The organism is Erythrobacter sp. BLCC-B19 (assembly GCF_028621955.1).
Classification (GTDB): domain Bacteria; phylum Pseudomonadota; class Alphaproteobacteria; order Sphingomonadales; family Sphingomonadaceae; genus Erythrobacter.
In genome coordinates, this window is sequence record NZ_CP117516.1 from 68334 (window position 1) to 92698 (window position 24365).

Here is a 24365-nt window from a genome sequence, read left to right on the forward strand (position 1 = left end):
CAGGCCTGCGCCGAATCGGACGGCGCGTCAGTTGGGCCAGTAGATGTATTCGTCCCCCGCCCGGTATGGCTCGGCCAGCGTGCGGTCGATCGAGACCGGGGTATCGAAGGTGCTGGCATAGAGCGGCGCACGCCGCCCCGCCTCGTGCGCCTTTATCAGCGCTTCCAGTTCAGCGCGCTTGGCGGGCTGGGATGCGGCGAGATTGCGCTGCTCGGTTGGATCGGCGGCGAGATTGTAGAGCCACGCCTTGCCCTGCTTGCCGTTGATCTGGAGCTTCCAGTCGCCGGCCCGCACGGCCTTGTAATAGCCGCTCGACCAGAACAGCGGGGCATCGGGCCGCAGCGCCGCGCCTTTGCCAGTGAGCGCCGGCACGAGATTGCGCCCGTCGATGGCAACACCTTGCGGCAGGGGCGCGCCCGCTGCGGCGGCGAGCGTGGGCATGACGTCGACCTGCCCGACCGGGAGTGCAATGCGCGATCCTGCGGCCACCTGCGCAGGCCAGCGGGCGAACAGCGGAACGCGAATCCCGCCTTCAAAGAACGTCCCCTTCCCCCCGCGATAAGGCGCATTGAGGCCTTGCAACCCGACATAGCCCGGCGCGCCATTGTCCGACGAGATCATCACCAGCGTGTTGTCCGCCAGCCCCTCGGCCTCAAGCTTGGCCATGATCCGTCCCACGCTGCGATCGAGCGCGCGGATCATCGCCGCATAGACCCTCAGCCGCTCCGACCCGAGATCGCCCACAGCCTCGTAATCCGCGCGGGTCGCCTGGAGCGGCGAGTGCACCCCCCAATGCGCAAGGTAGAGGAAGAACGGGCGGTTGCGGTTGGCCTCGATCACCTTGAGGCTTTCGTCCGTCCAGTAATCGGCAAGGTAGCCGCCGGGGGCGAATTTCTCGCCGCCATTGTAGCTCGTCACGGAATGCGCCGAGGCCCACAGGAACCGGTCGATCGGGTCGAAATCGACATGGGCGTTGACCACATCGGGGTGATCCTCGGGCAGATGGAGCATCCCGTCCATGTTGAGGCTCTCGTCGAAGCCTTGCGCGTTGGGCAGGAACTTGGGCGCGTTGCCAAGGTGCCACTTGCCGATGTGCACCGTGTGATAGCCGCGCGTGCGCAGCACCTCGGCGACGGTGACTTCCTCAGGCGGCAAGCCCTGCTCCTCGAACGGCGGGGCGGCAGCCTCGGCCGCCGAATGGGTGAGGATCGGCGGGCGGTCGGGATGAATGTCGTTCCACACCATCGGCACGATGCGCGGGAACCCGCCCGGCGTGGGCGTGAATTCAAAGCCGGTGCGCGTGGCGTAGCGCCCGGTCATCAGCTGCGCGCGGCTCGGCGAGCAGGTCGCATTGCCGGCATAGGCCTGCGTGAAGATCGCGCCCTCGGCGGCGAGCTTGTCGATATTCGGGGTCTTGATGCGCCCGTCTGCCACGCCGCCACCAAAGGTCGACAGGTCGTTCATGCCGAGATCGTCGAACAGGATGACGATGATGTTGGGCGGACGTTCGGCGGGGCTTTGCGCGGCGGCTTGCGGCCCCTGTTGCCACGGCACCGGGCGGTTGGGAGCAATGTCCTGCGCACTCTGCCAGCGCACCAGCGCGAGCGTGAGATCGGTGCGAAACGCGTAAGCGCCCCCGGCAGCCAGCGCGAGCACCGCCAGCGTGCCCAGCCCCGCCGTCTGCCACCGCTTCACGCCGCAGCCGCCCCGGCGCGGGTGCAGATATTGAGCTGCCCCGCCAGCCCGGCATCGCGGTGCCGGGTGATCGCCTGATATTCGGGCGATTGCACCATCGTCAGCATCGCCTTGCGAGAGGGATATTCGGCAATCGCCACCATGTCCCACAGCTCCTCGACCTCGCCGAGCAGCAGCCCTGTCACCGCCCCGCTGAACCGCACCTGCCCACCCACAGCCGCAAGACACGCCTGCACGCCCGCAGCATAGCGCGCATAGGCCTCACGCCCTGAAAGCTCAGGCTCGGAGCCATCGGCATAGGCGGCCTTCTCGCGGAACCTGAGGAGGTTCACCATGCACATCGGCGCCCCATCATCCGCGCCAAAAAACGCCATTGCCTGTTCGGGCTTGGGGTGAAGGGCGTTTGTGACGATCATGCTTGCGCTCCTGCCTTGGCGACATCGAGAATGGCGGCGACGAAACCCTCGGGGTCGTCCTCCTGAATGAAGTGTCCGCCTCTCAAGGTGCGATGCGCCTGTCCGGCGGTGCCGGGCACGCGGCCGATGAAGCGCGTCTCACCCGTGCGGGTGATGGGGTCACCGTCGGAAAAGGCGCAAAGGAAGGGCTTGTGCCACCCGTCCAGCACCGCCCAGGCCGCCTTCTGGTCAGGCACAGCGGGGTTGCCTTCAAAAGGCACAAAGCTCGGGAAGATCCGCGCCCCTGCCTTGTAACCGGCATCGGGGAACGGCGCGTCATAGGCAGCGATCTCGGCCGGAGAAAGCGGCCGCTTGGTGCCCTTGGCGATGATCTTGCCGATCGGGAAGACCGGGCTCCACTGCGAAAACGCCCGCCAGATCGCAAAGGCGCGCGGCGCGGGGCCGCCTTCGGGCAAGCCGCCGTTGGAGAGCGCGACCGCACGGAAGCGCTCGGGCATGGCCGCCACCAGCCTGAGACCGATCAGCGATCCCCAATCCTGGCAGGCAAGCGTGATATCCGTCAGATCGAGCGCCTCCAGCCATTGCCGCATCCAGCCGACATGGCGGGCATAGGAATAGTCGGCCTTAGCGGCGGGCTTGTCGGACTTGCCGAAACCCACGAGGTCGGGCGCAACCACCCGGTATCCTGCCGCGACCACGGGGCCGATCATGTGGCGGTAGAGATAGCACCAGGTCGGCTCGCCATGCATCATCAGCACCACCGGGGCATCGCGCGGCCCTTCGTCGATGTAATGGATGCGCAGCGGCGTGCCGCCCGGTTCACTGGCCACCTCGAGATAATGCGGCGCGAATGGAAAATCCGCGATGGCCGCAAAGGCGGTCTCCGGCGTTCGCAGGACTTTCACGGTGATCTCCCCCATTAAATTGGCATTGAACGTGCCACTTTATTGGCTGAAGGTCAATCCTCCGGCCAGCGCGCCAGCGCATCTCCCAGCATCCGGCGCACCACCCCGGCGGCTTGCTCGGGCGCGAGGCCTTGATCGTGGCGCAGCAACCGCCAGGTATTGAAGCTGAGGATCACATTGAGACCCCGCGCGCCCTCGGCATCGGCCCGCACTTCGTCGGGCAGATGCGCCGCCAGCGCCTCGGCCTCAAGCCGCAGCTGGCGGCGATAGCCTTCCATGAGATAGGCCGATTCGAACCGCCGGACATTGGCCGAAATCCGGTACGGCATGATCGTCTCGAAAATCCGCACCCGGCGCGCGGCGATGTCGAACAGGCGCTGCTGCCACGAGGCACCCTCGGGCGGGCGCATCAGGATCGGCAAAACCTGCACTTCGATCGCTTCGGCCATCTCGCGATAGAGCGCGTCCATATCCTTGAAGTGCCGGAACACCGACCGCAGGCCGACCCCGGCGACCTCCGCCACCTGGGCTGCGCCGGGCGCGACATTGCCCTGTGCGACCAGTTCGAGCATCGCTGCAACGATCCGCGCCCGGCTAGACCGGCTGCGCGCCCGCCGCCCGTCATCAGCCGAGGTGGTGGCAACAGGAATGTCTTGGCTATCCGATGGATTCATGGCCGATGCCTTGTGCAGGGCCGCGCGCCCTTGGGCCGCCGACGCTATGAAATAGCACACTGCCTGTCAATTCAAGCCCCGGCCCGCGCGCCACCCCGACGCGCATCCCCGCTTGCGCCTGCCGGGTCACCGCCGCCCCCAATCGCAGCGGGACAAGGGTTGACCCAATATGACAGGGATCGCTGCTCTGCCGGTCATGCTTTGAAGAATGCTGGCGGGACGGTGGGGTTCGAAAAACCGCATGATCCGATTATTTTACAAAGTCATAACCTTCAGGCTTGTCGGATTGTGCCCCCTATTATACCCCAGAATTCCTGGCTTAATCCGGATGGATGTGAACAAACGGACCAACAGTATGGCCGCCCAATGCCGACGGTTCGGGCATAAGGACAGTCATCGCAGCGCCTGCACGAGATTGCTTTCGAACCGGGCCGAGTCATTGCGCCCGGCGCGCAGCGTATCGGTATCGAGCGTGAGGCTGACCTGCCCTTTGGCCATCACGATGCCGCTATCGCAGAACCCGCAGAGCGTCGTCAGATCGTGCAGCGCGGTGATCAGCGTCAGCCCATCTGCCACCAACCGGGCCAAAACAGCGCGGATATCGAAGGCCGCAACGGGATCAAGCCAGTTGAACGGCTCATCCAGAATGACGATCGGGCACGGCCTGGCAAAGGCGAGTGCGATGGCAGCGCGCTGGCGCATCCCGGACGAGCATTCGCCTGCGGGAATATCGAGCAGCGCCGTGAGCCCCAGCGCATTCCACAAGTCCTCGTTCCGCTGACGCTGAGTGTCGACAGGATCGCCTGCCAGCTCGATGAGTTGGCTTAGGCGAAGCGATGCCGGAAAGTGTTCGATCGGAGGCGCAAAGCCGATGGCCTGTGCGCGCGCACCGCGATCCTGCGCGCACTCCTCGCCTAAAACCCTGCAACTCCCCTGCGAAATCGGCAAGCGTCCGGCGATCGCCCGCAACAGCGTCGTCTTGCCCGACCCGTTAGCGCCGATCACTCCAAACCAGCTGGCAGGCGAGATCACCGCGCTGACGTCCTGCACAATTGGCTGTCCGCCGCGCTTGACGTGGACAGCGGTCATGGCGAGCGCCGCCGTCATGCCAGCAGCCACTTGGCGTCCGCGCCGCGCCGGGAAAGCCAAATGGTGGCCCCGACCATCACTGTCGGTCCGAGCGGAAGCGCAGTGAAGCCGGCATAGACTGCCACAAGGGTGATGATGGCCACCGTCCAATCTGCCATGAGGCGGCTTACGGCACGATAGGCGAAGATACGCAAGGCGGTCACCATCGGAAGCGCCGCAGCGATGGTCGCCGCGACTGTCGCTGAAACCGGCTCCTGCGCCGCCAGCAGCACGGCGACGAGAGGGCCGAGCAAGGCGATCTGACGCGGCAGCCAATGGCCCAGCAGCGATGCGCTCCCGTGTCCCACCAGCGTCATGTAGCGCACGACCCGCGCATCGACCGCCCCCGTTAGCAGGACGACGCCGACGGCGTAGAGCGCGACGGCAACAGCATCAAGGTGGTGCGCGGAAGGGATAGCCAGACTGACGATGCCGACCCCCGCCGAAAGCGCCGCCGCTGCGGTAAGGGAAAGTTGCTGATGGGTGAGAAGGCGCAGGCGCAAAGGGGCAAAGCGGCTCCACCCGTTGCGCATGTGGACACGGACAAAGGGAAGCAGCAGGCCTGCCGACACCCCCGTGCAGCCGGCCCACACCACGCTGTCCGCGGCGAACAGGCCGAGCAGGGCAAGTATGCCGAACGCTGCTGCAATACCGCCGAGCAGCAGCGGCAGAACATATGCGATCCCGTCCTGGCAGCGCTGGGCATCACGCGCAAGAATGCCCTCCGTTCGGTGGAACCACAAGCGCTCGACCAGCGCGTTCGCCACAATAGTGGCAAGCAGCCAAAAGCCGCTAACCGCGACAAGCTGGCGAAGATCACCGGGCAAAGTGGCAATCCAGGCGCGCGCGAACAGGACAAGGAGCGGCAAAACAGCGAGGAGCGTCAAGCCGTCGCTCGCACGTCTGCTCAATCCGCGGAGGAACGCAATCGCTATAGCCGCATCGTGTTTAACAAGAACAAAGCGCAAGAGGGTTCCAGTAGTTTAGCGATCATTTTCCGCGGCGATTCCAGCTGACAGCGCAGAGCAGCGGGGAGTATCACAGTGCAGGGTATCGGCACAGTAAGCCAAGACCAAGCGACCCGTTTCTATTCATCGACGAAGACAAGCGCGCCGCCGTCGAGCAGATCTGAATGATTGACCCGTTTGGACAGCGGCCCTCCGCGCAAGACAGCATGGGATGATCGGGCTATCTCCTGCCCAGGCGCAGGCGCGGTGATGGTCAGCACCTTGCCATTGGCGAGCTTGAGTTGCGCGCGCTCGACCAGCGGGCGGCCGAATACATAGTCACCGCTGGCCGGAACGACGGGATAAAACCCCAGCGTGGCAAATACATACCAGGCGCTCATCTGCCCCGCGTCTTCGTTGCCGATCAGCCCTTGCGGAGTGTCGGTATAGAAGTCCTGCGCGATCCTGCGAACCAAGGCCTGCCCGGTCTGGGGGCGATCCGTATAGGCATAGAGCCAGGCGATATGGTGGCTCGGCTCGTTGCCGTGGGCATATTGGCCGATCATCGCCTCCTGCCCGAGATAGGCCCAGCCCTCGAGGGGCTTGAGATCGAAGAAGAAGGTGTCGAGCTTGCGGCGGAACGCCTCGCGCCCGCCCATCGCCTCGATCAACCCCTCGGGATCGAACAGGCCCGGCGTCCAACTATATTGCCAGGCATTGGCCTCGGTATAGTCGCCCGGATTGTTGAGCGGCGAGGTCGGCATCAGTGGATCGAAGGGCGTGCGCCATTGGCCCTTGCTGTCGCGCCCGCGCGCAAGGCCGGATTCGGGATCGATGAGGTTGCGCCAATTGCCCGCCCGCGCCCGGAATCGCTCCGCCAGCGCCGTCTCGCCCAGCATCGCCGCCATGCGCGCAGTGGCATCGTCGCCGATCCCCGCTTCGAGCGTACGCGACACGGTCTCGCCGCCTGCAACGTCGAAGGGGTAATAGCCGAATTTCTCGTAGAGCGACCAGGTCGAAAGCCCGCTTTCGACCGAGGAACCGATACGGCTGTCCTCGGTCGAGGTTCGGACCATCGCGGCGAGCGCGCGCTGGCCGTCGAAGCCGCGGAAGCCTTTCGCCCATGCCTCGGCGATCACCGGCAGGGCGGGTTCGCCGATCATCGTGCCGGTCTCCCCGCCCCAGATCGTCCACATCGGCAGGCGGCCCGTCGCATCGGCGTGATCGAGCATGGTCAGCACGAAATCGTCGACCCGCTCGGGCACCAGCAGGGCGTAGAGCGAATGGGCGGCTCGGAAGGTGTCCCACAGCGACAGGGTGGAATAGCGGATGCCCTTGTCCGCCTTGCGCACCATCCCGTCCGGCCCGCGCCAGCGCCCGTCGGCATCGCTGATCCGGCTGGGGTGGAGGAAGGCGTGGTAGAGCGCAGTATTGAAGATGCGCTGCTGGCGTGCGGGGGCTTCGATCGTGGCGCGGGAGAGCAGGCTCTCCCACGCGGCGGCGGTGGCAGCGGCGACGGCGTCGAAGTCCCAGCCTGGGGTGGTCTCGCGGTTGGCGCGGGCGCCCTCGACATCGACGCTGGAGAGCCCCGCCTTCATCTGCAGCACGCCCGCAGGCGGCAGGTCGAAGGCGAGCAGATATCGCTGCGCCGCATCGCCTTCACGCCGGGGAAGTTCGATGTGCGCGGCAACCGGGTGATCGAAGGCCAGCGCGAAGGCCACCGTGCGCGTGGTCCAGTTGGCGCGGCGCTGCCAGCCCTCGATCCCGTCGCGCGTGACCACGGCGTGCGATTCGAGCACCGGCTGGCGATCGGTGCGGAAGGTCAGGCCGTGCTGCAAGTCGACCAGCACCCAAACCCGCCCGCCGCCACCCGCAAAGGTGTAGCGGTGGAAGGCGGTCATCTCGCTCGCAGTCAGTTCCACCCGTACGTCATTCTCGCGCAGGGTTACGGCGTAGTAGCCGACCCGCGCGGTCTCGCTCGCCTTGTCATAGGCACTGGCGAAGTCGGGGCGGCGGATGCGGCTCGGCATCACCAGGACATCGCCTAGTTCGGGAATGCCGGTGCCGCTCGCCCGGGTCTGTGAAAAGCCGAGGATGTGCGGCGCGCGGTACTGGTAGCCCGATGTATACTCCCACCCGGTGTTACCGTTGTCGGGGCCGGGTTGCACCATGCCGAAAGGCGCGGCCGGGCCGGGAAAGGTGTGGCCAGTGCCGTCGGTGCCAATGAAGGGATCGACGTGGGACACGAGCGGCCCGGGTCGCGGCGCCTCCCGCTCCTGCGCCGCCGCGAGCATCGCCCAGCAGGCCAGCACCAGCCCAGCCATCACCCTGCCCCAACGCATCACTTCAACCATTCCGTTGCCCCCCAGCAGTTCGCGATCGCGCCTGTCCCGCGCACCCTTCAGCAAGCTCCGAGAGCGCCAGCGCCTCGGCGAAACGGTCGGAGGTCTCGGTCTCGTCGGCGTAATGGATCGGGCGCGCCTCGCTTCCCTCGCCGAGCCATGCAGGGAGCAGTTCGGGCGCGACTGGCAAAACCCCCGGCGGATCTGCACTGTCTGCCCGTACAGCCAGACATCGATCAAGCGCGGCGACATGGTCGGCGTAGTGTTGCGAGCTGGGATCGAGCGGGCGCTGGATCGCACCGCTTGTCCCCATCCGAAGCTGAATGCTTGCGACACGGGCAAAAACCGGATCGCACCACGCCAGCCGCTCGGCGAATTCGCCCCCGTAGGTCATCTCGTGGCCGGTATACCAGTGCGAGAAATCGAGCGTGAAGGAGAGCTCGGGAAAGCGCGCCACCAGTTCGGTCGTGCGGCGAACGTCCTGCGTCATCGTCGCGCGGTGGGTCTCAATGTGAAGGGCATGGCCGGTCACGGCGGCTGCTTCCAGCACTGCCTCGGCGAGGCGGATCATTTCGTCATCGCTCTCGAACCCGGCGCCGACATGGAGCGTGGTGAAGTCGAGCCCCACATCGGCATGGCGGCGGGCCAGCGGCAGGGCCTCTTCCGGAGCAAGGATGCGGCCCATGCCGCAGGGGATCAGCCCGGCGTCGTGGATCATGTCCCAGCTGTCCCACGCGACAACGCCTCGATAACCGTAGCTACCCAGCAGGGCGAGCTGGTCAGCAAGACCGAGCCCGTGGCCGACAGAGTCGGGCACAAGCCGCGCCATCCCACCCAGACATATATCGCGCCTCAGGATCACGGTGGGTGCCTCTCGCTCTTCTTGCCAGACCCGATGATTACCCCGCACGGAAGACGCTGAGGCGAGGATCACGTTTCTGGTGCCTGCGAATTCGTGTCGTATCCTTGTTGTTCGAAGGAGCTCTTTATCTTCATCATGGCGGCAGGGGGCTGACCGGGGCTTCACATTGTCCTATTCTTGTCCTGTGGACAGCGGCACCCTATGCGAACCTATCGCCCTTGCGGCAGCCACCTCGGTGCGGGTCGAGGCGGTCGAGCGGCCGGCCGGTTCGGACGCCCCAGCCCCTTTTCCGCATTTCCATGAGCCTGCGGAACTGATCTGGTTCCACCACGCAAATGGGCACGTCATTACCGAAGCCGGAGACCTCCCTATCAAAGCGGGCACCTTGTTGTGGCTGCCGCCGATGGCAGCCCATGACTTCCGCCTCGAAGCGGGGGCGACGCATTGGGTGATCGTGCATTGCGATCCGGCCGCGATCGCCGATCCCGCACGCGAAGGACAGGCGCTCGAACAGGCCCGCATCCATTGCCCGGAGGGCGCGGAGCGGACGCGGATCGCAATAGCCTTTGACTGGCTGACAGCGCTGGCAGGGCAAGGCGGGCGCGCCGCCGATGTGCTGGCGCTGACCCGTCTGCTGCTGGGCGAGTTTCCGGCCGATACGGCGGCAAGTGGGCAGCCAGTCAGCGCTGCGCTTCACCGCCTGCGTCCGGCGCTCGATCTGGTTGCCGGCACGGATGGGCGGCTGGTGACGCTCGAGGAAGCGGCTGCGCGCTGCCACCTGTCGCCGAGCTATTTCTCGCGTGCATTCTCGGCCCAGTTCGGGGTCGGCTTTGCGGAATATGCGCGCCAATACCGCCTTCGCGCGGCGGCCCGCGATCTCACCACCGGGGGCGCGCGCGTGTCAGAAATCGCCTATGCGAGGGGCTTCCTCAACCCCTCGCACTTCTCCGCCGCGTTCCAGAAACGCTACGGTGTGTCCCCCACCACCTTCCGCCAGCTGCACCGCGCGCGCGGCGCATGACTGCCTAGGGCAAACGGTAGACAGCAGTCTGCCACGCCCGCAGCGCCCCGCCCGGTCCGCCGAGGAGAACGGTTCCTTGCGCCAGCGCGGCAGGCGGCGTGAACCGCGCTGGCGTGAGATTGGCGAGGATCACCAGCCGTTCCCCGCCGCCGCTACGTTCGACGGCGAGCAGGCCAGCGGGGCTTTCCAAGACCCGCTGCGCACCGCTGACAAGCGCCGGATGCGCCTGACGCAGGGCGGCAAGGCGGCGGTAATGCTCGAGCAAGGAGCCCTGCTTGCCGTCCTGCTCCTCGACCGAGACCCCATCATGATCGCGGGCATAGCGCTGATCCCAGTAGCGCTCGCCGGGGCGGCGATACCATAGCGCCTGACCGGGTGCCGCGTCGGTGGAGGCCCATTTGAAGGCCTCGCGCACCGGGATATGGTTCTCGTCGGTCGGATAGCCCGCGTCCATTGCCCCGCGCATCCCCAGTTCCTGCCCGTAATAAAGGATCGGCGTGCCGCGCAGCAGGAACATCAGGGCGGCCGCGGTTCGCAGCTTTTCCGGGGTAATTCCGGGATCCGAGGCGATGCGACTGACATCGTGATTCTCAGCGAAGAGCAACTGGGTCTTTCCCGCCGGAGTAATTGCGGCGGTGCGCCTCATCGCCTGGGCCAACGCAGCCTTGTCGAACTTGCGGATTGCATCGTGGATCGGAAAGGCGAAGACCGCGCTCACGTCGGAACGGGCGAGGTAATCCTCGCCATATTGCCAATCCGACTGTTCGGCGATGAAAGCCAAATCAGGGCGCGCGGCGCGCAGCTTGGCGAAGGCCGGATTCCAGAAATCGCGGAACAGGTCGGTCAGGAGACCCTTGTCATCCAGATCGTCCATCATGTGATCGAGCCGGAAGCCGTCGACTCCGTCATCAAACCGGCCATCCCCATCGGGATCGACCCATCCCATGAGGTAGCGATCGAACCAGGCGCGCACCTCGGGGTGCTTCAGGGCAACGGTCGTCACCCCATGGGTGTCGCGGCCGAAATGCGCGATCTCGCGCAGTCCGAACGGGCCTTCCTCGGCAATCCCGGCTGCGCGGTCGTCCCACAGCATCCAGTCGGCATAGGGCGAATTGCGGTCCGCGAGCGCGGCTGTCCACCACGGATGACCCTCGGCGAGGTATTGAAACTCCATGTCGAGATAGATCTTCATGCCCCGCGCATGGGCATCGGCGATCAGCTTCTGCAGGTCTTCCCGGGTGCCATAACGGGGGTCGATCCCTTCGAAATCGGTGGCGAAGTAATTGTGATAAACACGGCTCGGGTAGAGCGGGGTCATCAGCACCGCTGTTACGCCTAGCGAGCGCAGGTAGGGCAGCGACTGGCGCACCCCTTCGAGATCGCCATGGCCGTCGCCGTTGCTGTCGCGGAAGCTGCGCTGGAAGACGTGATAGACCACCTCTCCCTCCAGAACATCAGCCGGGACGGGCGGCTGGGCCGCGGCGGGCAAGGCGAGGGTCAGGGCAGCCAGAGCGCAGGCCAATCGGTTCATTGGGTCACCTTCGGTTGGGGAGAGCGAAGCGGGAACCACGCCAGGGCGGAGAGCAGCAGGAACCCGCCGGACAGCGCGAAAATCAGCCCCTTGTCAGGGGCGGCGGCGACAAGGCGGGCAATGCCGAGACTGGAAAGCAGCTGCGGCAGGACAATGGACAGGTTGAACAAGCCCATGAACAGCCCCATCCGCGCGCCATCGACATGGCTGGACATGATCGAAAAGGGCAGGCTGACAATCGCTCCCCAGCCGATCCCGCAAAGCGCCATCAGGCCGTAGAGCTGCCAGGGCTCTGCCACCGCCAGCCAGACGCCGGCGCAGCCCAGCGCCATCAGGCCGAGCGCGGCGATATGCACCCGCACCGGATCATACGCCCGCGCCAGCCAGCCAAGTCCCAATGGCGCAAGCGCGGCAACTGCGTTCATGGCGAGGAAGGCAAGGCTCGTGACCTGCCCGAGAGCCTCGGCACCAAGCGCCGGCATGCGGCCTTGCAGGAAGCTGACCATGAACACGAAGATCGGCTGCACGCCCAGCCACGTCAGGGCGCTCGCGGCGATGATCCGGCGGAAGGTGCCGTCAGGTCCGCCCTGCCGGATAAAGGCATGAAGGATCAGCAGCACACTTGCGCCAGCGCACAGCAGTTCGGCCGCATAGCCCTGCGGCGCGATGCCCAAAAGGTGCAGAGCAAAACCATAGAGATCGTAGACCAGCAGCGCCCACAGCGGTGATATGGCGAAAGCAAGACGCGCCGGGGTCAGGGTGGGTGCCGGATCGCCAGCGGCCGGGGGCGCGCCAAGTTCGCGCGGCTCGGAAATCAGGATCACCGGAAGAAGGGTGAACACCAGCACCAGACCTGCCGCGACATGGATCAGCACATCATTGCCGAAGGCGGCCGCAAGCGCATAGGCGCCGACCCCGAAACTGCCCGAGACCACCTGCATGAGCGAGAAACTGCGGGTGCGCTCGGCGCCTTCTTCGGTGACATCGGCGATCAGGCTGCGGGCAGGATTGAAGCCGACATTGACGGCCAGGTCGAGCGTCAGCGCCACAGTCACCGCCACGGCCATGATGCTCGCGAGGCCCAGAGCGCCGGAAATCTCGCCGATCCGGGGCAGCAAGAGCAGCGACACGGCCGCCGCCACGCCGCCAATGAGGATGAAAGGCCGCCGCCGACCGCCAAGCAGCCACACGCGGTCGCTTAGCGCGCCGATCAACAACTGACCCGCGATCCCCGCCAAGGGCCCTGCGGCCCAGACTAACCCGATCTCCTCGATTTCAAAGCCGTAGCGCGTGGCAAGAATCCAGCTCAGCACGGAAATCTGCACCGACAGGGCCAACCCCATGGCGGTTGCGGGAAGGCTCAGGATAATTGCAAAGGCTGGCGAGCGCGTGCCTGTCGGCGGCGCGCTGATGCACTGAGCCGTCGCTGTGCCGATGCGATCCTGAATCCCGAACAGACCCGCTCTCCCCTCTCGTCCGGTCAGGCCATCTGCTGGCCTGCGCACACCGCCATCGGTGCTTGTCGGCACCACCATAGCTGCTCGTGCCACCAGCGTATGGGCTGCTTGCTTGGCCGAAACCTGCGAAAACCTGTCGTTATCTTGCACTCGGCTTGATCGCAGGAGACAGACCGGCTCCCGCTGCCCCACAGGAACGGCGCAATTGTGATGGGCAGCGGGATGACGACAAGCGCAGGATCAGGGCCGCAGGACGGCGCGCCATGGTGGCGCGGAGCGACAATCTACCAGATCTATCCGCGCAGCTTCGCCGACAGCAACGGCGATGGGATCGGCGATCTGCCGGGCATCACCGCGAGGCTCGAACACGTCGCCTCGCTCGGCGTGGACGCGGTGTGGATTTCGCCCTTCTTCGTCTCGCCGATGCATGATTACGGCTATGACGTTGCCGATTATCGCGATGTCGATCCGCAGTTCGGAACGTTGGAGGACTTCGATGCGCTACTGGCAAAGGCCCACGCACTGGGTCTGAAGGTGCTGGTCGATCTGGTGTTTGCCCATACCTCGCATCTGCACCCGTGGTTCATGGCCAGCCGGTCAGGCGCTGATGATCCCCATGCAGACTGGTATGTCTGGGCCGATCCCCGGCCCGATGGCAGCCCGCCCAACAACTGGCAGTCAGTCTTCACCGGCCCAGCCTGGACCTGGGAGCCGCGCCGCCGCCAGTATTACATGCACAATTTCCTGCCGCAGCAGCCGCAGCTCAACCATCACAACTCCGAAGTGCAGGACGCGTTGTTGGATGTGATGCGCTTCTGGCTGGAGCGCGGGGTGGATGGGTTTCGGCTCGACGCGATCAACATGGCGGTGCACAATCCCGCCCTGCCCGACAATCCCCCCGCCCCGCCCGATCGCCCGCGCAACCGCCCGTTCGATTTCCAGAGCCATCTTCACAACCAGTCGCAGCCTGAACTCCTTGGGTTCCTCGAACGTCTGCGCGCCCTTGCTGACGGATATGGCGCGGCCTTTCTGGTAGGCGAGATCGGCGGCGAGTGGGCTGAGCACGAGATGAAGCGCTACACTGCGGGCGAAAGCCGGCTCCACAGTGCCTACAGCTTCGCGTTCCTGTCCGCCCCGCAGCTCAGCGCGGCCCATTTGCGCGAAACGCTGGCCGGATGGAACGGAGAGCCGGATGAAGGCTGGCCGTCGTGGGCCTTTTCCAACCACGATGCGCCCCGCGTGGTATCGCGCTGGGCCGTGCCGGATGGAACCCCGCTACCGGCGGGCCTTGCGCTTGCGCTGCTGATCGCGCTGCGCGGCAATATCTTCCTCTATCAGGGCGAGGAACTCGGTCTGCCCCAAGCCGACATTCCCTTCGCGGCACTGCGCGATCCCGAAGCGATCGCCAACTGGCCTCACACACATGGGCGCGACGGTGCGCGCACGCCGATGCCGTGGCGGCACGATGCTCCGCATGGCGGGTTTTCCGAGGCCGAGCCGTGGCTGATGTTCGCGCCCGAACACCGCGCCCACGCGGTTGATCGGCAGGAAGCCCACTCGGGATCGATCCTTCATGTGTGCCGTCAGCTTGTCGCTTTGCGCCAAGGGCGTCCAGCTCTCCGGACCGGTTCACTCGAATGGTGCGATGCCCTGCCGCCGCTCATCGCATTCGACCGGCAGGCTGGCGCTGATCGCCTGCGCTGCATGTTCAACCCCACTCCCGATCCCTGCCCCGCCCCGCTGCTTGACGGCTGGCGACCAGTGCTGCGGATCGGCGCCGATGCCGGGCCGCAGGTGCTTGGACCCTTCGGTGCAATTCTGGCGGAGCCCCAATGACTGATCCTCTCGACCGTGATCCCTTCGCGCCCATCCGCCGCGGCGAGGGCGTCTTGCTCGCCGATTTCGAAGGCGAGCCGATCCCGATGATCCTCGGCCACCGGGCCGTGCGGCAGGCGGCAAAGGACTGGCAGACCTTCAGCTCGGATGCGCCTTGCCGGGTGCCGATCCCGGACGAACGCGGGGTCAGATCCGTGCGGCAATTGCCGATCGAGGCCGACCCTCCGCTCCACAAGGCAGCGCGTGATCTCCTGAAGCCGATCTTCATGCAACCCGCCTCCCCCGCCTATGCCGCGCGGATCGAGGCGCTGGTGGCACGCGTGCTCGCGCCGCTGTTGGGTGCTGGCGAGGTCGAGATTGTGCGCGGCTTTGCCCTGCCGCTTCAGTCCCTCGCGCTGACCCACCTGCTCGGCATGCCCGAAAGCGCGGCCGAGGAATGGATCGGTTGGGGCATCCACGTCTTCCGCGACGGGTCTGACAGCGCCGAAAAGGGCTCGGTGCTGGATCGTTACATCCGCCGCCAGATCGCGGCGGCGCGGGCGGAGCCGGGCGACGACCTGTTCGGCGCGATGACGCGGATGCGCCTCGATGGCCGTCCGCTCACCGACGAGGAGATGATCGGAATCGCCAACCTCACCTTCGCCGGAGGGCGCGACACGGTGATCACCGCGATTGCGGAAATCATCGCCTACTTCGCGGTCAACCGTCCTGCGCTGGAACTCTTGCGGGCGGAACCAAAGCGGATCGCGGCTGCGGTGGAGGAATTTGTCCGCGTCACCTCGCCCTTGACGCACATCGGAAGGGTCTGTCCGCGAGAAACCGAGGTCGGGGGCTACCGGGTGGCACCCGACGCACGGGTCTCGCTGTGCTGGGCATCGGCCAATTTCGACGAGACCGTGTTCGACGCGCCAACCGAAATCCGGCTCGACCGGATGCCGAACCCGCACCTGGGCTTCGGCAGCGGCCACCACAATTGCCTTGGCGCGGCACAGGCGCGCGCGATCCTGCGGGCGCTGATCCGGCAGCTGGGCGAACTGACGTCCGCGATCGACATCCTGTCGCATGAGCGCGGGTGCGAAAACTTTGGCACGGTCGCCCGCGAGGTTGGCTTCAAATCGCTCAAGGTGCGTCTGCACGCAAGCTAGCGGCGAGCAGCGCCAAGCCATATGGGCCCACACTCACATCTGGATCGTTCGGAGCAAGCCTGCAAACCAGTCGAGCAAAGCGGCTTCGTGATAGAGCAGGGCTTCGCCGGTCGCGAGACGCACGGCCATCATCCGTTCTCCGGCAATCCCCAGCACCATCGCCTGACCCGGCGCGAGCATGGGTGGCGCATGAGAAGCAAATCGTCTGAAAATCGCGTCGAGCCCGTCGGATGAAATCCGCCATTCGATGTGGCTGTCGCAGCAGCTGCTGACAAGCATCGCTTCATGCCATTCGGGAAGCACTGCCCCGGGCGACAAGCGGACGAACCATTCGCCCGGTGCGACCGAGAAGACATCGCTTCCGGCAATCGTGGCGACACGGCCGATCGCAAGCTGCGCCGCTCCGGCAAACGGCATGACCACAGGCTGAGCCAGCCTTGCTGGCGAGACGACGCGGTAAAGCATGGGGCGGGATGCAAGGGCGATGTCCAGCTCTGGTGCCGGCATTGGGGTAGCGGAAAGCTCAGCCATTCATCCGCTCCCCTTCCGGATCGAATGCCGCGGCCGGAATGATCCGGGCCGCCATCCTGCGCCCCAGATTCCACACCACCACCTCCTCGCCCAACCGGCTCCGCCCATCGGCCACCATGGCAAGTGCATGCGGACGGCCGAGCGCAGGCGAGAACACCGAGGTCGTCACCCAACCCGCACTTCGTCCTGAGACGTCGCTTTCGAGGACATGGGCACCGACCGGCAGGCAGGTGCCCTCCTTGCTCTCCAGCCCCACCAGCTGCCGGCGTCCGACCCTCGTTGCCTCGGGCATGAGGCATGACCGCCGCCCGACGAAATGATCGCGCCTCGCGCGCACCGGCCCGCCAAAGCCGACGTCGTCGGGGAAGGTCGTTCCATCCGTTTCGGAGCCGAGGTGAAGGAAGCCCTTTTCCGCCCGCAGCACCATCAGCGCCTCAATCCCGAAAGGCATGATCCCGCAATCCCTGCCCACTTCCATCAGCCGCGCATGGAGCGCTGCCGCGTAACGAGACGGGACGGCTATTTCATAGCTCAGCTCGCCCGAGTAGCTGACCCGCTGGATGCGGCAGGGCACACCCTCCAGCACGCCTTCGCGGTGGGCCAGGTGCGGGAAGGCGTCAGGCGCGAGGTCGATGTCGCTCTCCAGCTGCGCGAGCACCCTGCGTGCGGCAGGGCCGGCGAGGTTCATCACCGCCCACCCCTGCGTCACATCCCCGATCGCCACTTCGAGATCGGGCCATTCGCACTGCAGCCATTCTTCCATATGACGCTGCACCATGCCCGCGTTGGAGCTGGTGGTGCCGACGAGGAAATGATCCTCGGTGCGCCTGGCGACGATGCCATCGTCGATGATGATGCCGTGCTCGTTGAGCATCAGACCATAGCGACAGGCACCGGGCTTCAGCGTCGAGACCCGCCCGACATAAAGCCGATCGAGAAAGGTTGCCGCATCTCTGCCCTTGACCTCGATCTTTCCGAGCGGCGAGGCATCGAACAGGCCGACCCCTGCTCGCACACCGGCGGCCTCGCGCAGCACGGCGGCCGCCTCGTCTTCGCCGCCGCGGGGATAGCAGGCGGGGCGGGTCCACAGGCCGTATTCCTCGAATGCTGCGCCAAGTGCGGCATGCGCCTCGTGAGCGGGCAGGCGGCGCAGCGGGCGCAGGTGCGGGCCGACACGGTGCCCCGCATAGGCCCCGATCGTTGCCGGTTCGTAGGGGGGGCGAAAGCGGGTGGTGCCGACCGCGTCCGGGGCCAGACCCTCCAGCGCGCCCATGATGGCAAGGCCGTTGACGTTCGAGGTCTTGCCCTGATCGCTCGCCATGCCGAGCGTGGTGTAGCGCTTGAGATGCTCGACCGCGCGGAAGGATTCGCGGCGTGCAAGCGCGATGTCGGCGGCGGTGACATCGTTCTGGTAATCGACGAAGGCCTCGGCGCTGGGCTGTTCGGGGTCGGCAGAGACGTGCCAGACAGGGCGGACATGGCCGAGCCCTTTGCCAGCGGCGGCAGCGATGAGGCGGACAGGGCCGGCCGCGTCGGCAGCGCAGAAGGCTTGCGCTGCTTCATCCCATCGCAATACCCCGCCGGCCTGCCCGTGGAGATGGACCACGGGGCTGAACCCGCCCGATACCAGCAGCGCATCGCAGGGGATCGCGCCGCCGGAGCGGATCACCCGAACGTCTGCCCCAAGACGCGCAACCTCCACCGCCGTGACCCGCCGCCGTCCCCGCGCGCGCCAGGGCACGGTTTCCAGCGCCACCGCAATGCCCAGCCCCTGCGCCGCCTTCAACCTTGCCACATCGACGTGCGGGCGGGCATCGAGGATCGCGGCGACGGTCACCCCCGCTGCAGCCAGCGCGAGCGCGGTGTCCCATGCGCGGTCATTATTCGCTGCCAGCACGATCCGGCGGCCCGGCGCAATCGCCTGCCGCTCGAGCAATAGTCCCGCTGCCGAAGCGAGCACCACGCCGGGCAGATCGTTACCGGCGAAGACCAAGGGGCGCTCGTGTGCTCCCGTGGCGAGCACGATCTCGCGCGCACGGACCTTCCACAGGCGCTGGCGGGGGCCATCCCGCTCCGCCTCGGGCAGGTGATCGGTCAGCCGCTCGAGCATGGTGACGAAGCCGTGATCCTGCACCGACAGAACCGTGGTTCGGGGCAGCAGCGTGACATCGCGGTGCGCGGCGAGCAACGCGGCAAGCCGCGCCGCCTCGGCACGCTCCCCGGCCTGCGCGGGACCGAAAATGGCGCCGCCGAAATGAGGATCAGTCTCCACCAGCATGACCTTGCGGCCCTGCTGCGCCAGACCTTGTGCTGCCTCCAGACCCGCAAGTCCGCTGCCGACGATCAGGCAGTCGACCTCGGCAACGCGCTGCTCGTAGCGGTCGGGATCGGGCGCGACCGGAGCCCGCCCCAGTCCCGCTGCCCGGCGGATGGCAGGCTCGAACCAGTGCCAGTCGGGCCGGATGAAGGTCTTGTAGTAGAAAGCGGCGGGGATGAAGCGCTTGAGCCACCCGTTGACCGCCATGAGGTCAAAGCTGGCCGATGGCCATGCGTTGACCGGCGCGGCGGCGAGTCCTTGGTAAAGCTCGAGCGTTGTCGCCTTGAGGTTGGGCGTCGTCAGCGCCCCTTCCTGCCACTGGACAATCGCATTGGGCTCTTCCAGCCCGCTCGCCAGCAGCCCGCGCGGGCGGTGATACTTGAAACTGCGTCCGAGGATCGACACGCCGTTGGCCAGCAGGGCCGAGGCGAGGCTGTCCCCCGCCAGCCCTGTGAGGCGGCGCCCGCCCCAGACGAATTCGATACGCCGGTCGCGATCGATCAGGCTGCCGCCGTGGCCGAGACGAAAGCCGGTCATGCCTCCTCCTCCGCTGCCGATCCGAGCGGGGCGGTCTCGACGATGGTGTGATCGATGGTCGAGCGAGTGACGGCAAACCACATCCCGCAGCCGAGCGCATGGTGCCAGCGTTCGCGGTGCAACCCCTTGGGGTTCGTGCGATGATGAAGATAGGCCGCCCACTCTTCATCGCTGCAATCGAGCGGCGGGCGGATGATCGGATTTTCTCCGCCGCAGCGGAACTCGGCCTCGGGCCGGGGGCCGCACCAGGGGCAGGCGATTTCCAGCATCAGTGGGCAATCCCCGAGGCGGCAGCCTCGTCGATCATGGCGCCCGAGGTGAAGCGGCCAAAGCCGAAGGGCTGCGCGATCGGGTGCGCTCTCCCGGTCGCAACATGGTGCGCGGTCAGCCAGCCGCCCGCCGGGATCGCCTTGAACCCGCCGGTGCCCCAGCCGCAGTTGAAATGGAGGCCTGCAATCGCGCTCTCGTCGAGGATCGGGGAGCTATCGTGCACCACGTCGCAGATCCCCGCCCACTGGCGCAGAAACCGCAGGCGCGAGAACTGCGGGAACAGCTCGATTACGCCGGCTGCGGCCTGCTCCATCACTGGCAGGCTGCCGCGCTGCGCGTAGGAGATGAACAGATCGAGCCCCGCGCCGATCACCAGCTCGCCCTTGTCGGATTGCGACAGATAGACCCCGGTCGCGGGCGAGAGCAGCACCGTATCGAGGCACGGCTTGACCGGTTCGGAGACGAAGGCCTGCAACGCGAAGGACTGGATCGGCAGGCTTAGTCCGGCCATCGCGGCGACCTCGCTGCTATGGCCTGCCACCGCCACCACCACGCGGTCGCAGCTGATGGTTCCGCGTGAGGTTTCCACCGCCGTGATCCGCCCGCCCTGCTGCCTGAGGCCCGTCACAGCGGTCTTCTGGAGAATATGCACCCCTGCGCGCGAGGCCGCGCGGGCATAGGCCCAGGCCACCGCATCGTGCCGCGCCGTGCCGCCGCGCGGCTGAAGCAGCCCGCCAAGGATGGGGAAGCGGGGGTTCGGATTGAGGCCGGGGATGCGGGCGCGCACGCCTGCGCCATCGTGAAGTTCGGCATCCACCCCGTTCAGCAGCATCGCATTGGCCGAACGGTGCAACATCTCCATCCCGTGCCGGTCATGCGCCAGCATCCACATGCCGCGCTGCGAGAACATGATGTTGTAATCGAGCGCCTTCGACAGCCCTTCGTAAAGCCCGAGCGACAGGTCGTAGAGCGCGGCCGATTGCGGGAAGAAGTAGTTGGAGCGGATCACCGTGGTGTTGCGCCCGGTGTTGCCGCCGCCGATCCAGCCGCGCTCGATCACGCAGACCCGGGTGATGCCGTGATTGGCGGCCAGATAATGCGCTGTCGCCAGCCCGTGCCCCCCGCCGCCGATGATGACGACATCGTAATGGCGCTCGGGCGCATCGGGCTCGTTGAGGATCGGCGTCCAGTGCGACTGGCGGTTCAGCCCCCCGCGCAGGAGGGAGAAGGCGCCATAGCGAGCCGGCTTGTGCGGGGCAGATGTCACGGATTGATCCCACTTGGCGCGCCATCGTGGCTCGGCACTTGTTTCCAATCCGATAGCCATTTATCCAAAGCGCATCAAGTCGCCGAATTGGAGAGGCAGCGGATGCTCGCAGCACGCTTGGGGTTCCTGATGTTCGCCCAGTATTTCGTCTGGGGCGCATGGTGGGTGACGCTCGGCGCGTGGCTGGCGGCCGGCCCCTTCGAGGACATCATCGGCGCGACCTATGCGACGCAGGGCTATGCGGCGGTGATCAGCCCGATGATCTTCGGCGCGCTGGCCGACCGGCGCGTGCCCGCCGCGCGGCTGCTGGGCGTGCTGCACCTGTGCGGCGCGGCGGCGCTGGCGCAGCTGGCCACGATCGAAAGCGGCCATGCCCGGCTGTTCGGCTCGGTTCTGCTGGTGATGCTGCTCTACATGCCCACCATCCCGCTCTCGAACACGGTGGTGATGGCCGCATTGCGTGACAGCACGCGCCAGTTTCCGCCGATCCGGGCCATGGGCACGATTGGCTGGATCGTAGCGGGCCTGCTGATCGGTTTCGGGCCGGACCTGATGGTGATGGCCGGCTTCGCGCCGACCGGCCCTCTGGAGCCGACGACGACCCCGATCCTGCTCGCGGCTGGCGCATCGGCCCTGTTGGGGCTCTATTGCTTCACCCTGCCCTCGCCCGCCCCGTCCCGGACCGCGACCCGCCCCGGACTGATGGCGCTTGCCGGGTTCGATTTCGCCCTCTCCGTGCGGGACCGGGGCTTCTGGGTCTTCATTGCCTGCTCGACTTTGATCGTGGTGCCGCTGAGCTTCTACTATGCCTATGCCAACAGCTTCCTGATCGACGCCGGGATGCCGCGCGCAGCCGCCGTGCAGTCGCTCGGGCAGGTGTCGGAGATCGTCTTCATGCTGCTGCTGCCGGCCGCCTTCGCGCGGCTCGGAATCCGCTGGGTGCTGTTGGTCGGCATGATGGCATGGACGCTGCGCTATGCGCTGTTCGCTTTCGGCTTCGACACCGGCGGGCCCGTCACCTGGATGCTGCTGGCGGGTATCTTGCTGCACGGCATCTGCTACGATTTCTTCTTCGTGGCAGGCCAGGTCCATGTCGATCGCCTGTTCCCGCCGGAAACACGCGGGCGGGCGCAGGCTTTCCTCGCGTTCATGACGTTGGGGGTGGGCACGATCATCGGCGCGAACTTCGCCAATTTCGTCGCAGCCGCCACCGCACAGGCTGACGGTTCGCCCGACTGGTTCACGCTGTGGCTGGTGCCCGCGATCGTCGCAGGCCTTGTCGCAGCTCTCTACGCCGTGCTCACCAGCGCGCGTGGCGCAGCCACCGTGGAGGCCGCATGAACGCCCCCCTGCCTCCGCCCGTATGGGACAACCACGCCTGCCCGCCGATGGCGCTTGTCGATCTGGCGGCGCACCTGCCGGCGCTGGGCCGCTACCGCGCTGCCGGGGTCGATGTGGTCAGCCTCAACATCGGTTACGGCGAGATGACATGGTCCGAGCATCTGGCGATGGCCGAGGCGATCACCGCTTGGCTTGAATCCCACGCCGAACACTATGTCCTCGCCCGCTCGCTCGCGGATATTGCCGCCGCACGGCGTTCGGGACGGCTTGCGGTGGTGTTCGATGTCGAAGGGGCAGCGCCGCTCGAGGGCGATATTGCCCGGGTCGAGACCCTCGCGCGGCTCGGGGTGCGCTGGATGCTGCTGGCCTACAACCGCCGCAACTGGGCCGCGGGCGGTGTGCATGATGCGGCAGGGCTGACACCCGAAGGCGTGCAGCTGATCCGGGCGATGGAGGATGCGGGCATTGTCGTCTGCCTCAGCCATACCGCCCATGCCGCCGCCATGCAGGCGCTGGCGATTGCGCGCAAACCGATGATCCTCTCCCACTCCAACCCGCGCGCCCTGTGCGATCACCCGCGCAACATCACCGACGAACTGGCACTCGCCTGCGCGGCGCGCGGCGGGGTGATAGGGGTCAACGGCCTGCGCCTGTTTCTGGGCAGCGGCGGTCCGGTCGAGACTAAGGTGCTGGAGCATCTGCTCTATCTGGTGAAGCTGGTCGGGCCGCGCCATGTCGGACTCGGGCTCGACTTCGTCTTCGATCTCGAGGGGCTGGAGGCCGAAAAGGCCGCGATGACCGGTACCTTTCCTCCCGGATGCGGATACGAATTGCCGACCGAGTGCACGCCGCCCGAAGCGATCCCTGCGATCCGGGCGGGGCTCGCGGACGCCGGGCTTGCGGCCGACGATGTTGCCGCCATTCTCGGTGGCAACTGGCAGCGGATCGCCGAGACTTGCTGGAAAACCCGCTAGCCCGCAGCGATCGCCGTCACCCCCAGCCCGAGCCAGGTCCCGATCGCATAGCCCAGCAGGCCCAGCAACACTGCGGGAAGTCGCAGATCGTGTCGGTCCATCGCCTCGGCAAAGGCAATCGCGGTGGGTGGTCCGCCGATGGCCGCTTGCGAGGCAATGATCAGCCCTGCGGGGTCAAGCCGGGTCCAGCGCGCGATGGCGAGCATCGTCGCGCCATGGACCACGAGAATGATCGTCACCATCGCCGCCAATCCGCCCAGCAGCACCGCCGCTCCCGAGAATTCGGCAAAGCGCACATCGATCCCGAGCGAGGCGATGAACAGATAGAGCAGCAGGATCGCTAGAGGCTCGAGCCGTCGGCCCAGCCCCGAAAGCGGGGTCTGCGCGGCGGCAAGCGCCAGCACGGTGGTCCATAGCAAGGGATGCACCAGCGGCAGGCGCGCGCCCAGCCACTCCCCGCCCCACACGGCGGCAAGGGTCAAGGCGATGCCGACCGCGAGGTTCTCGGCCGTAAGCGCCACGATCTGCGGAGCGGGCGCCGGGGCCGCGTCCGGCTCGGGGACGGGATGCGGATGGCTGATCCGTGAGGCCGCCAGACCGCAGGCGAGGATCCACAGCGTGGTGAAGACATTGTCGACCGCTGTTGCCCCCAGAAACACCAGACCGCTGCGGTCGACGCCGTAACTGGCTGCAAGCGTGTTGAAGTTGACCGCGCCGCCCGTGTAGGTTCCGGCATACATTCCCGCGACCTCGGCGCCGAGCGGACCGATGGCCTGTGCGATGAAAGGCGTAAGGGCCGCTCCAGCCGCGCCAATCGTGACCGCAAGACAGCCAGCCAGAAAGGCGAGCAGCAGCCCGGGCCCGACCGACAATATGCCCCGCAGATCGGCTTGCAGCAGCAACAGGAAGATCGCGGCTGCGAGCAGCGGGCCCGACAGCAGTCCGTCAATCGCGATGTCCGCGCTTGCGGGCATGATGCCGATATTGGCGAAGACCACCACCAGCAGCAGCGCCGTCATCGGCGGACTGAGCCACGCCAGTTTCGGCAGGCGCGCGATCCACAGCCCGGCAATCACCGCGCCCAGCATCAACCCGCAGGCCGCCAGTTCGTATGAGGCGGAGAGCGCCGTCACGCCGCGACCGTTTGGAGGGCCGACCCGGAAAAGCGC

20 protein-coding genes are annotated in these 24365 nt (G+C 66.5%); 5 read left to right on the top strand and 15 right to left on the bottom strand.

Going from position 1 to position 24365, the window contains the following annotated elements:
- Positions 1 to 27: 27 nt before the first annotated feature.
- The 8 genes from PS060_RS00290 to PS060_RS00325 all read right to left on the bottom strand — a co-directional run bounded on the left by PS060_RS00290 (position 28) and on the right by PS060_RS00325 (position 8924).
- Positions 28 to 1695 (bottom strand): sulfatase-like hydrolase/transferase, encoded by a 1668-nt coding sequence (locus PS060_RS00290; protein ID WP_273984744.1) that lies wholly within the window; start codon positions 1693 to 1695, stop codon positions 28 to 30.
- Complete coding sequence (locus PS060_RS00295; protein WP_273984745.1) at positions 1692 to 2111, bottom strand: DUF1330 domain-containing protein; 420 nt, start codon at positions 2109 to 2111, stop codon at positions 1692 to 1694. The genes PS060_RS00290 and PS060_RS00295 overlap by 4 nt, the downstream gene beginning before the upstream one ends.
- Entirely contained in the window at positions 2108 to 3016 is a 909-nt protein-coding gene (locus PS060_RS00300) for a haloalkane dehalogenase (protein WP_273984746.1), read from the bottom strand. The genes PS060_RS00295 and PS060_RS00300 overlap by 4 nt, the downstream gene beginning before the upstream one ends.
- A gap of 53 nt (positions 3017 to 3069) precedes the next feature.
- The gene (locus tag PS060_RS00305) at positions 3070 to 3690 is read right to left on the bottom strand and encodes a TetR/AcrR family transcriptional regulator (protein ID WP_273984747.1); all 621 of its coding nucleotides are present in this window, start codon (positions 3688 to 3690) and stop codon (positions 3070 to 3072) included.
- 393 nt (positions 3691 to 4083) lie between these two features.
- On the bottom strand, positions 4084 to 4797 hold the full coding sequence (locus PS060_RS00310) for an ATP-binding cassette domain-containing protein (protein ID WP_273984748.1): 714 nt from the start codon (positions 4795 to 4797) through the stop codon (positions 4084 to 4086).
- Complete coding sequence (locus tag PS060_RS00315) at positions 4794 to 5705, bottom strand: hypothetical protein (RefSeq protein WP_273984749.1); 912 nt, start codon at positions 5703 to 5705, stop codon at positions 4794 to 4796. Before PS060_RS00315 ends, PS060_RS00310 begins: the two co-directional genes overlap by 4 nt.
- Positions 5706 to 5905: 200 nt before the next feature.
- Positions 5906 to 8107, bottom strand: a complete 2202-nt coding sequence (locus PS060_RS00320; RefSeq protein ID WP_273984750.1) for a GH92 family glycosyl hydrolase — start codon at positions 8105 to 8107, stop codon at positions 5906 to 5908.
- Positions 8108 to 8111: 4 nt separating this feature from the next.
- Positions 8112 to 8924: a hypothetical protein gene (locus PS060_RS00325; protein WP_273984751.1), complete on the bottom strand. Its 813-nt coding sequence runs from the start codon at positions 8922 to 8924 to the stop codon at positions 8112 to 8114.
- Between the two features lie 229 nt (positions 8925 to 9153).
- Here PS060_RS00325 and PS060_RS00330 point away from each other — a divergent pair, with 229 nt between their 5' ends.
- A complete protein-coding gene (locus PS060_RS00330; RefSeq protein ID WP_273984752.1) occupies positions 9154 to 9990 on the top strand; it encodes a helix-turn-helix transcriptional regulator in 837 nt (278 codons plus the stop codon).
- A 4-nt stretch (positions 9991 to 9994) separates the two neighbouring features.
- Here PS060_RS00330 and PS060_RS00335 read toward each other — a convergent pair whose 3' ends face one another.
- Both PS060_RS00335 and PS060_RS00340 read right to left on the bottom strand, forming a co-directional pair.
- The gene (locus tag PS060_RS00335; RefSeq protein WP_273984753.1) at positions 9995 to 11521 is read right to left on the bottom strand and encodes an alpha-amylase family glycosyl hydrolase; all 1527 of its coding nucleotides are present in this window, start codon (positions 11519 to 11521) and stop codon (positions 9995 to 9997) included.
- Positions 11518 to 13056, bottom strand: coding sequence for an MFS transporter (locus PS060_RS00340; RefSeq protein WP_443112427.1), 1539 nt, complete (start codon positions 13054 to 13056; stop codon positions 11518 to 11520). The genes PS060_RS00335 and PS060_RS00340 overlap by 4 nt, the downstream gene beginning before the upstream one ends.
- Positions 13057 to 13200: 144 nt before the next feature.
- On the opposite strand from PS060_RS00340, the gene PS060_RS00345 reads away from it, so the two are divergent.
- Together PS060_RS00345 and PS060_RS00350 are read left to right on the top strand one after the other, a co-directional pair.
- Positions 13201 to 14814, top strand: coding sequence for an alpha-amylase family glycosyl hydrolase (locus tag PS060_RS00345; RefSeq protein WP_273984755.1), 1614 nt, complete (start codon positions 13201 to 13203; stop codon positions 14812 to 14814).
- On the top strand, positions 14811 to 15959 hold the full coding sequence (locus tag PS060_RS00350) for a cytochrome P450 (protein WP_273984756.1): 1149 nt from the start codon (positions 14811 to 14813) through the stop codon (positions 15957 to 15959). The genes PS060_RS00345 and PS060_RS00350 overlap by 4 nt, the downstream gene beginning before the upstream one ends.
- Before the next feature lie 33 nt (positions 15960 to 15992).
- Here PS060_RS00350 and PS060_RS00355 read toward each other — a convergent pair whose 3' ends face one another.
- Genes PS060_RS00355 through PS060_RS00370 form a run of 4 tightly spaced genes read right to left on the bottom strand, consistent with a single transcriptional unit; the run spans position 15993 to position 20881 of the window.
- The gene (locus tag PS060_RS00355; protein ID WP_273984757.1) at positions 15993 to 16424 is read right to left on the bottom strand and encodes a hypothetical protein; all 432 of its coding nucleotides are present in this window, start codon (positions 16422 to 16424) and stop codon (positions 15993 to 15995) included.
- 58 nt (positions 16425 to 16482) lie between these two features.
- A complete protein-coding gene (locus PS060_RS00360; protein ID WP_273984758.1) occupies positions 16483 to 19344 on the bottom strand; it encodes a 2Fe-2S iron-sulfur cluster-binding protein in 2862 nt (953 codons plus the stop codon).
- On the bottom strand, positions 19341 to 19613 hold the full coding sequence (locus PS060_RS00365) for a sarcosine oxidase subunit delta (RefSeq protein WP_273984759.1): 273 nt from the start codon (positions 19611 to 19613) through the stop codon (positions 19341 to 19343). Before PS060_RS00365 ends, PS060_RS00360 begins: the two co-directional genes overlap by 4 nt.
- The gene (locus PS060_RS00370) at positions 19613 to 20881 is read right to left on the bottom strand and encodes a sarcosine oxidase subunit beta family protein (protein ID WP_273984760.1); all 1269 of its coding nucleotides are present in this window, start codon (positions 20879 to 20881) and stop codon (positions 19613 to 19615) included. The genes PS060_RS00365 and PS060_RS00370 overlap by 1 nt, the downstream gene beginning before the upstream one ends.
- A gap of 102 nt (positions 20882 to 20983) precedes the next feature.
- Between PS060_RS00370 and PS060_RS00375 the strand changes: the two genes are divergently transcribed.
- Positions 20984 to 22222, top strand: a complete 1239-nt coding sequence (locus PS060_RS00375; protein WP_273984761.1) for an MFS transporter — start codon at positions 20984 to 20986, stop codon at positions 22220 to 22222.
- Entirely contained in the window at positions 22219 to 23196 is a 978-nt protein-coding gene (locus tag PS060_RS00380) for a dipeptidase (RefSeq protein WP_273984762.1), read from the top strand. Before PS060_RS00375 ends, PS060_RS00380 begins: the two co-directional genes overlap by 4 nt.
- Here PS060_RS00380 and PS060_RS00385 read toward each other — a convergent pair.
- The gene (locus PS060_RS00385; RefSeq protein WP_273984763.1) at positions 23193 to 24329 is read right to left on the bottom strand and encodes a DUF819 family protein; all 1137 of its coding nucleotides are present in this window, start codon (positions 24327 to 24329) and stop codon (positions 23193 to 23195) included. The two genes, PS060_RS00380 and PS060_RS00385, sit on opposite strands and share 4 nt — an antisense overlap.
- Positions 24330 to 24365 lie beyond the last annotated feature (36 nt).

Coding starts and splice junctions, on each gene's coding strand:
- PS060_RS00295 (WP_273984745.1), bottom strand. CDS start 2,111: ATGATCGTCACAAACGCCCTTCACCCCAAGCCCGAACAGGCAATGGCG.
- PS060_RS00355 (WP_273984757.1), bottom strand. CDS start 16,424: ATGCTTTACCGCGTCGTCTCGCCAGCAAGGCTGGCTCAGCCTGTGGTC.
- PS060_RS00350 (WP_273984756.1), top strand. CDS start 14,811: ATGACTGATCCTCTCGACCGTGATCCCTTCGCGCCCATCCGCCGCGGC.
- PS060_RS00375 (WP_273984761.1), top strand. CDS start 20,984: ATGCTCGCAGCACGCTTGGGGTTCCTGATGTTCGCCCAGTATTTCGTC.
- PS060_RS00365 (WP_273984759.1), bottom strand. CDS start 19,613: ATGCTGGAAATCGCCTGCCCCTGGTGCGGCCCCCGGCCCGAGGCCGAG.
- PS060_RS00310 (WP_273984748.1), bottom strand. CDS start 4,797: ATGACGGCGGCGCTCGCCATGACCGCTGTCCACGTCAAGCGCGGCGGA.
- PS060_RS00340 (WP_443112427.1), bottom strand. CDS start 13,056: ATGGTGGTGCCGACAAGCACCGATGGCGGTGTGCGCAGGCCAGCAGAT.
- PS060_RS00360 (WP_273984758.1), bottom strand. CDS start 19,344: ATGACCGGCTTTCGTCTCGGCCACGGCGGCAGCCTGATCGATCGCGAC.
- PS060_RS00320 (WP_273984750.1), bottom strand. CDS start 8,107: ATGCGTTGGGGCAGGGTGATGGCTGGGCTGGTGCTGGCCTGCTGGGCG.
- PS060_RS00335 (WP_273984753.1), bottom strand. CDS start 11,521: ATGAACCGATTGGCCTGCGCTCTGGCTGCCCTGACCCTCGCCTTGCCC.
- PS060_RS00380 (WP_273984762.1), top strand. CDS start 22,219: ATGAACGCCCCCCTGCCTCCGCCCGTATGGGACAACCACGCCTGCCCG.
- PS060_RS00305 (WP_273984747.1), bottom strand. CDS start 3,690: ATGAATCCATCGGATAGCCAAGACATTCCTGTTGCCACCACCTCGGCT.
- PS060_RS00345 (WP_273984755.1), top strand. CDS start 13,201: ATGACGACAAGCGCAGGATCAGGGCCGCAGGACGGCGCGCCATGGTGG.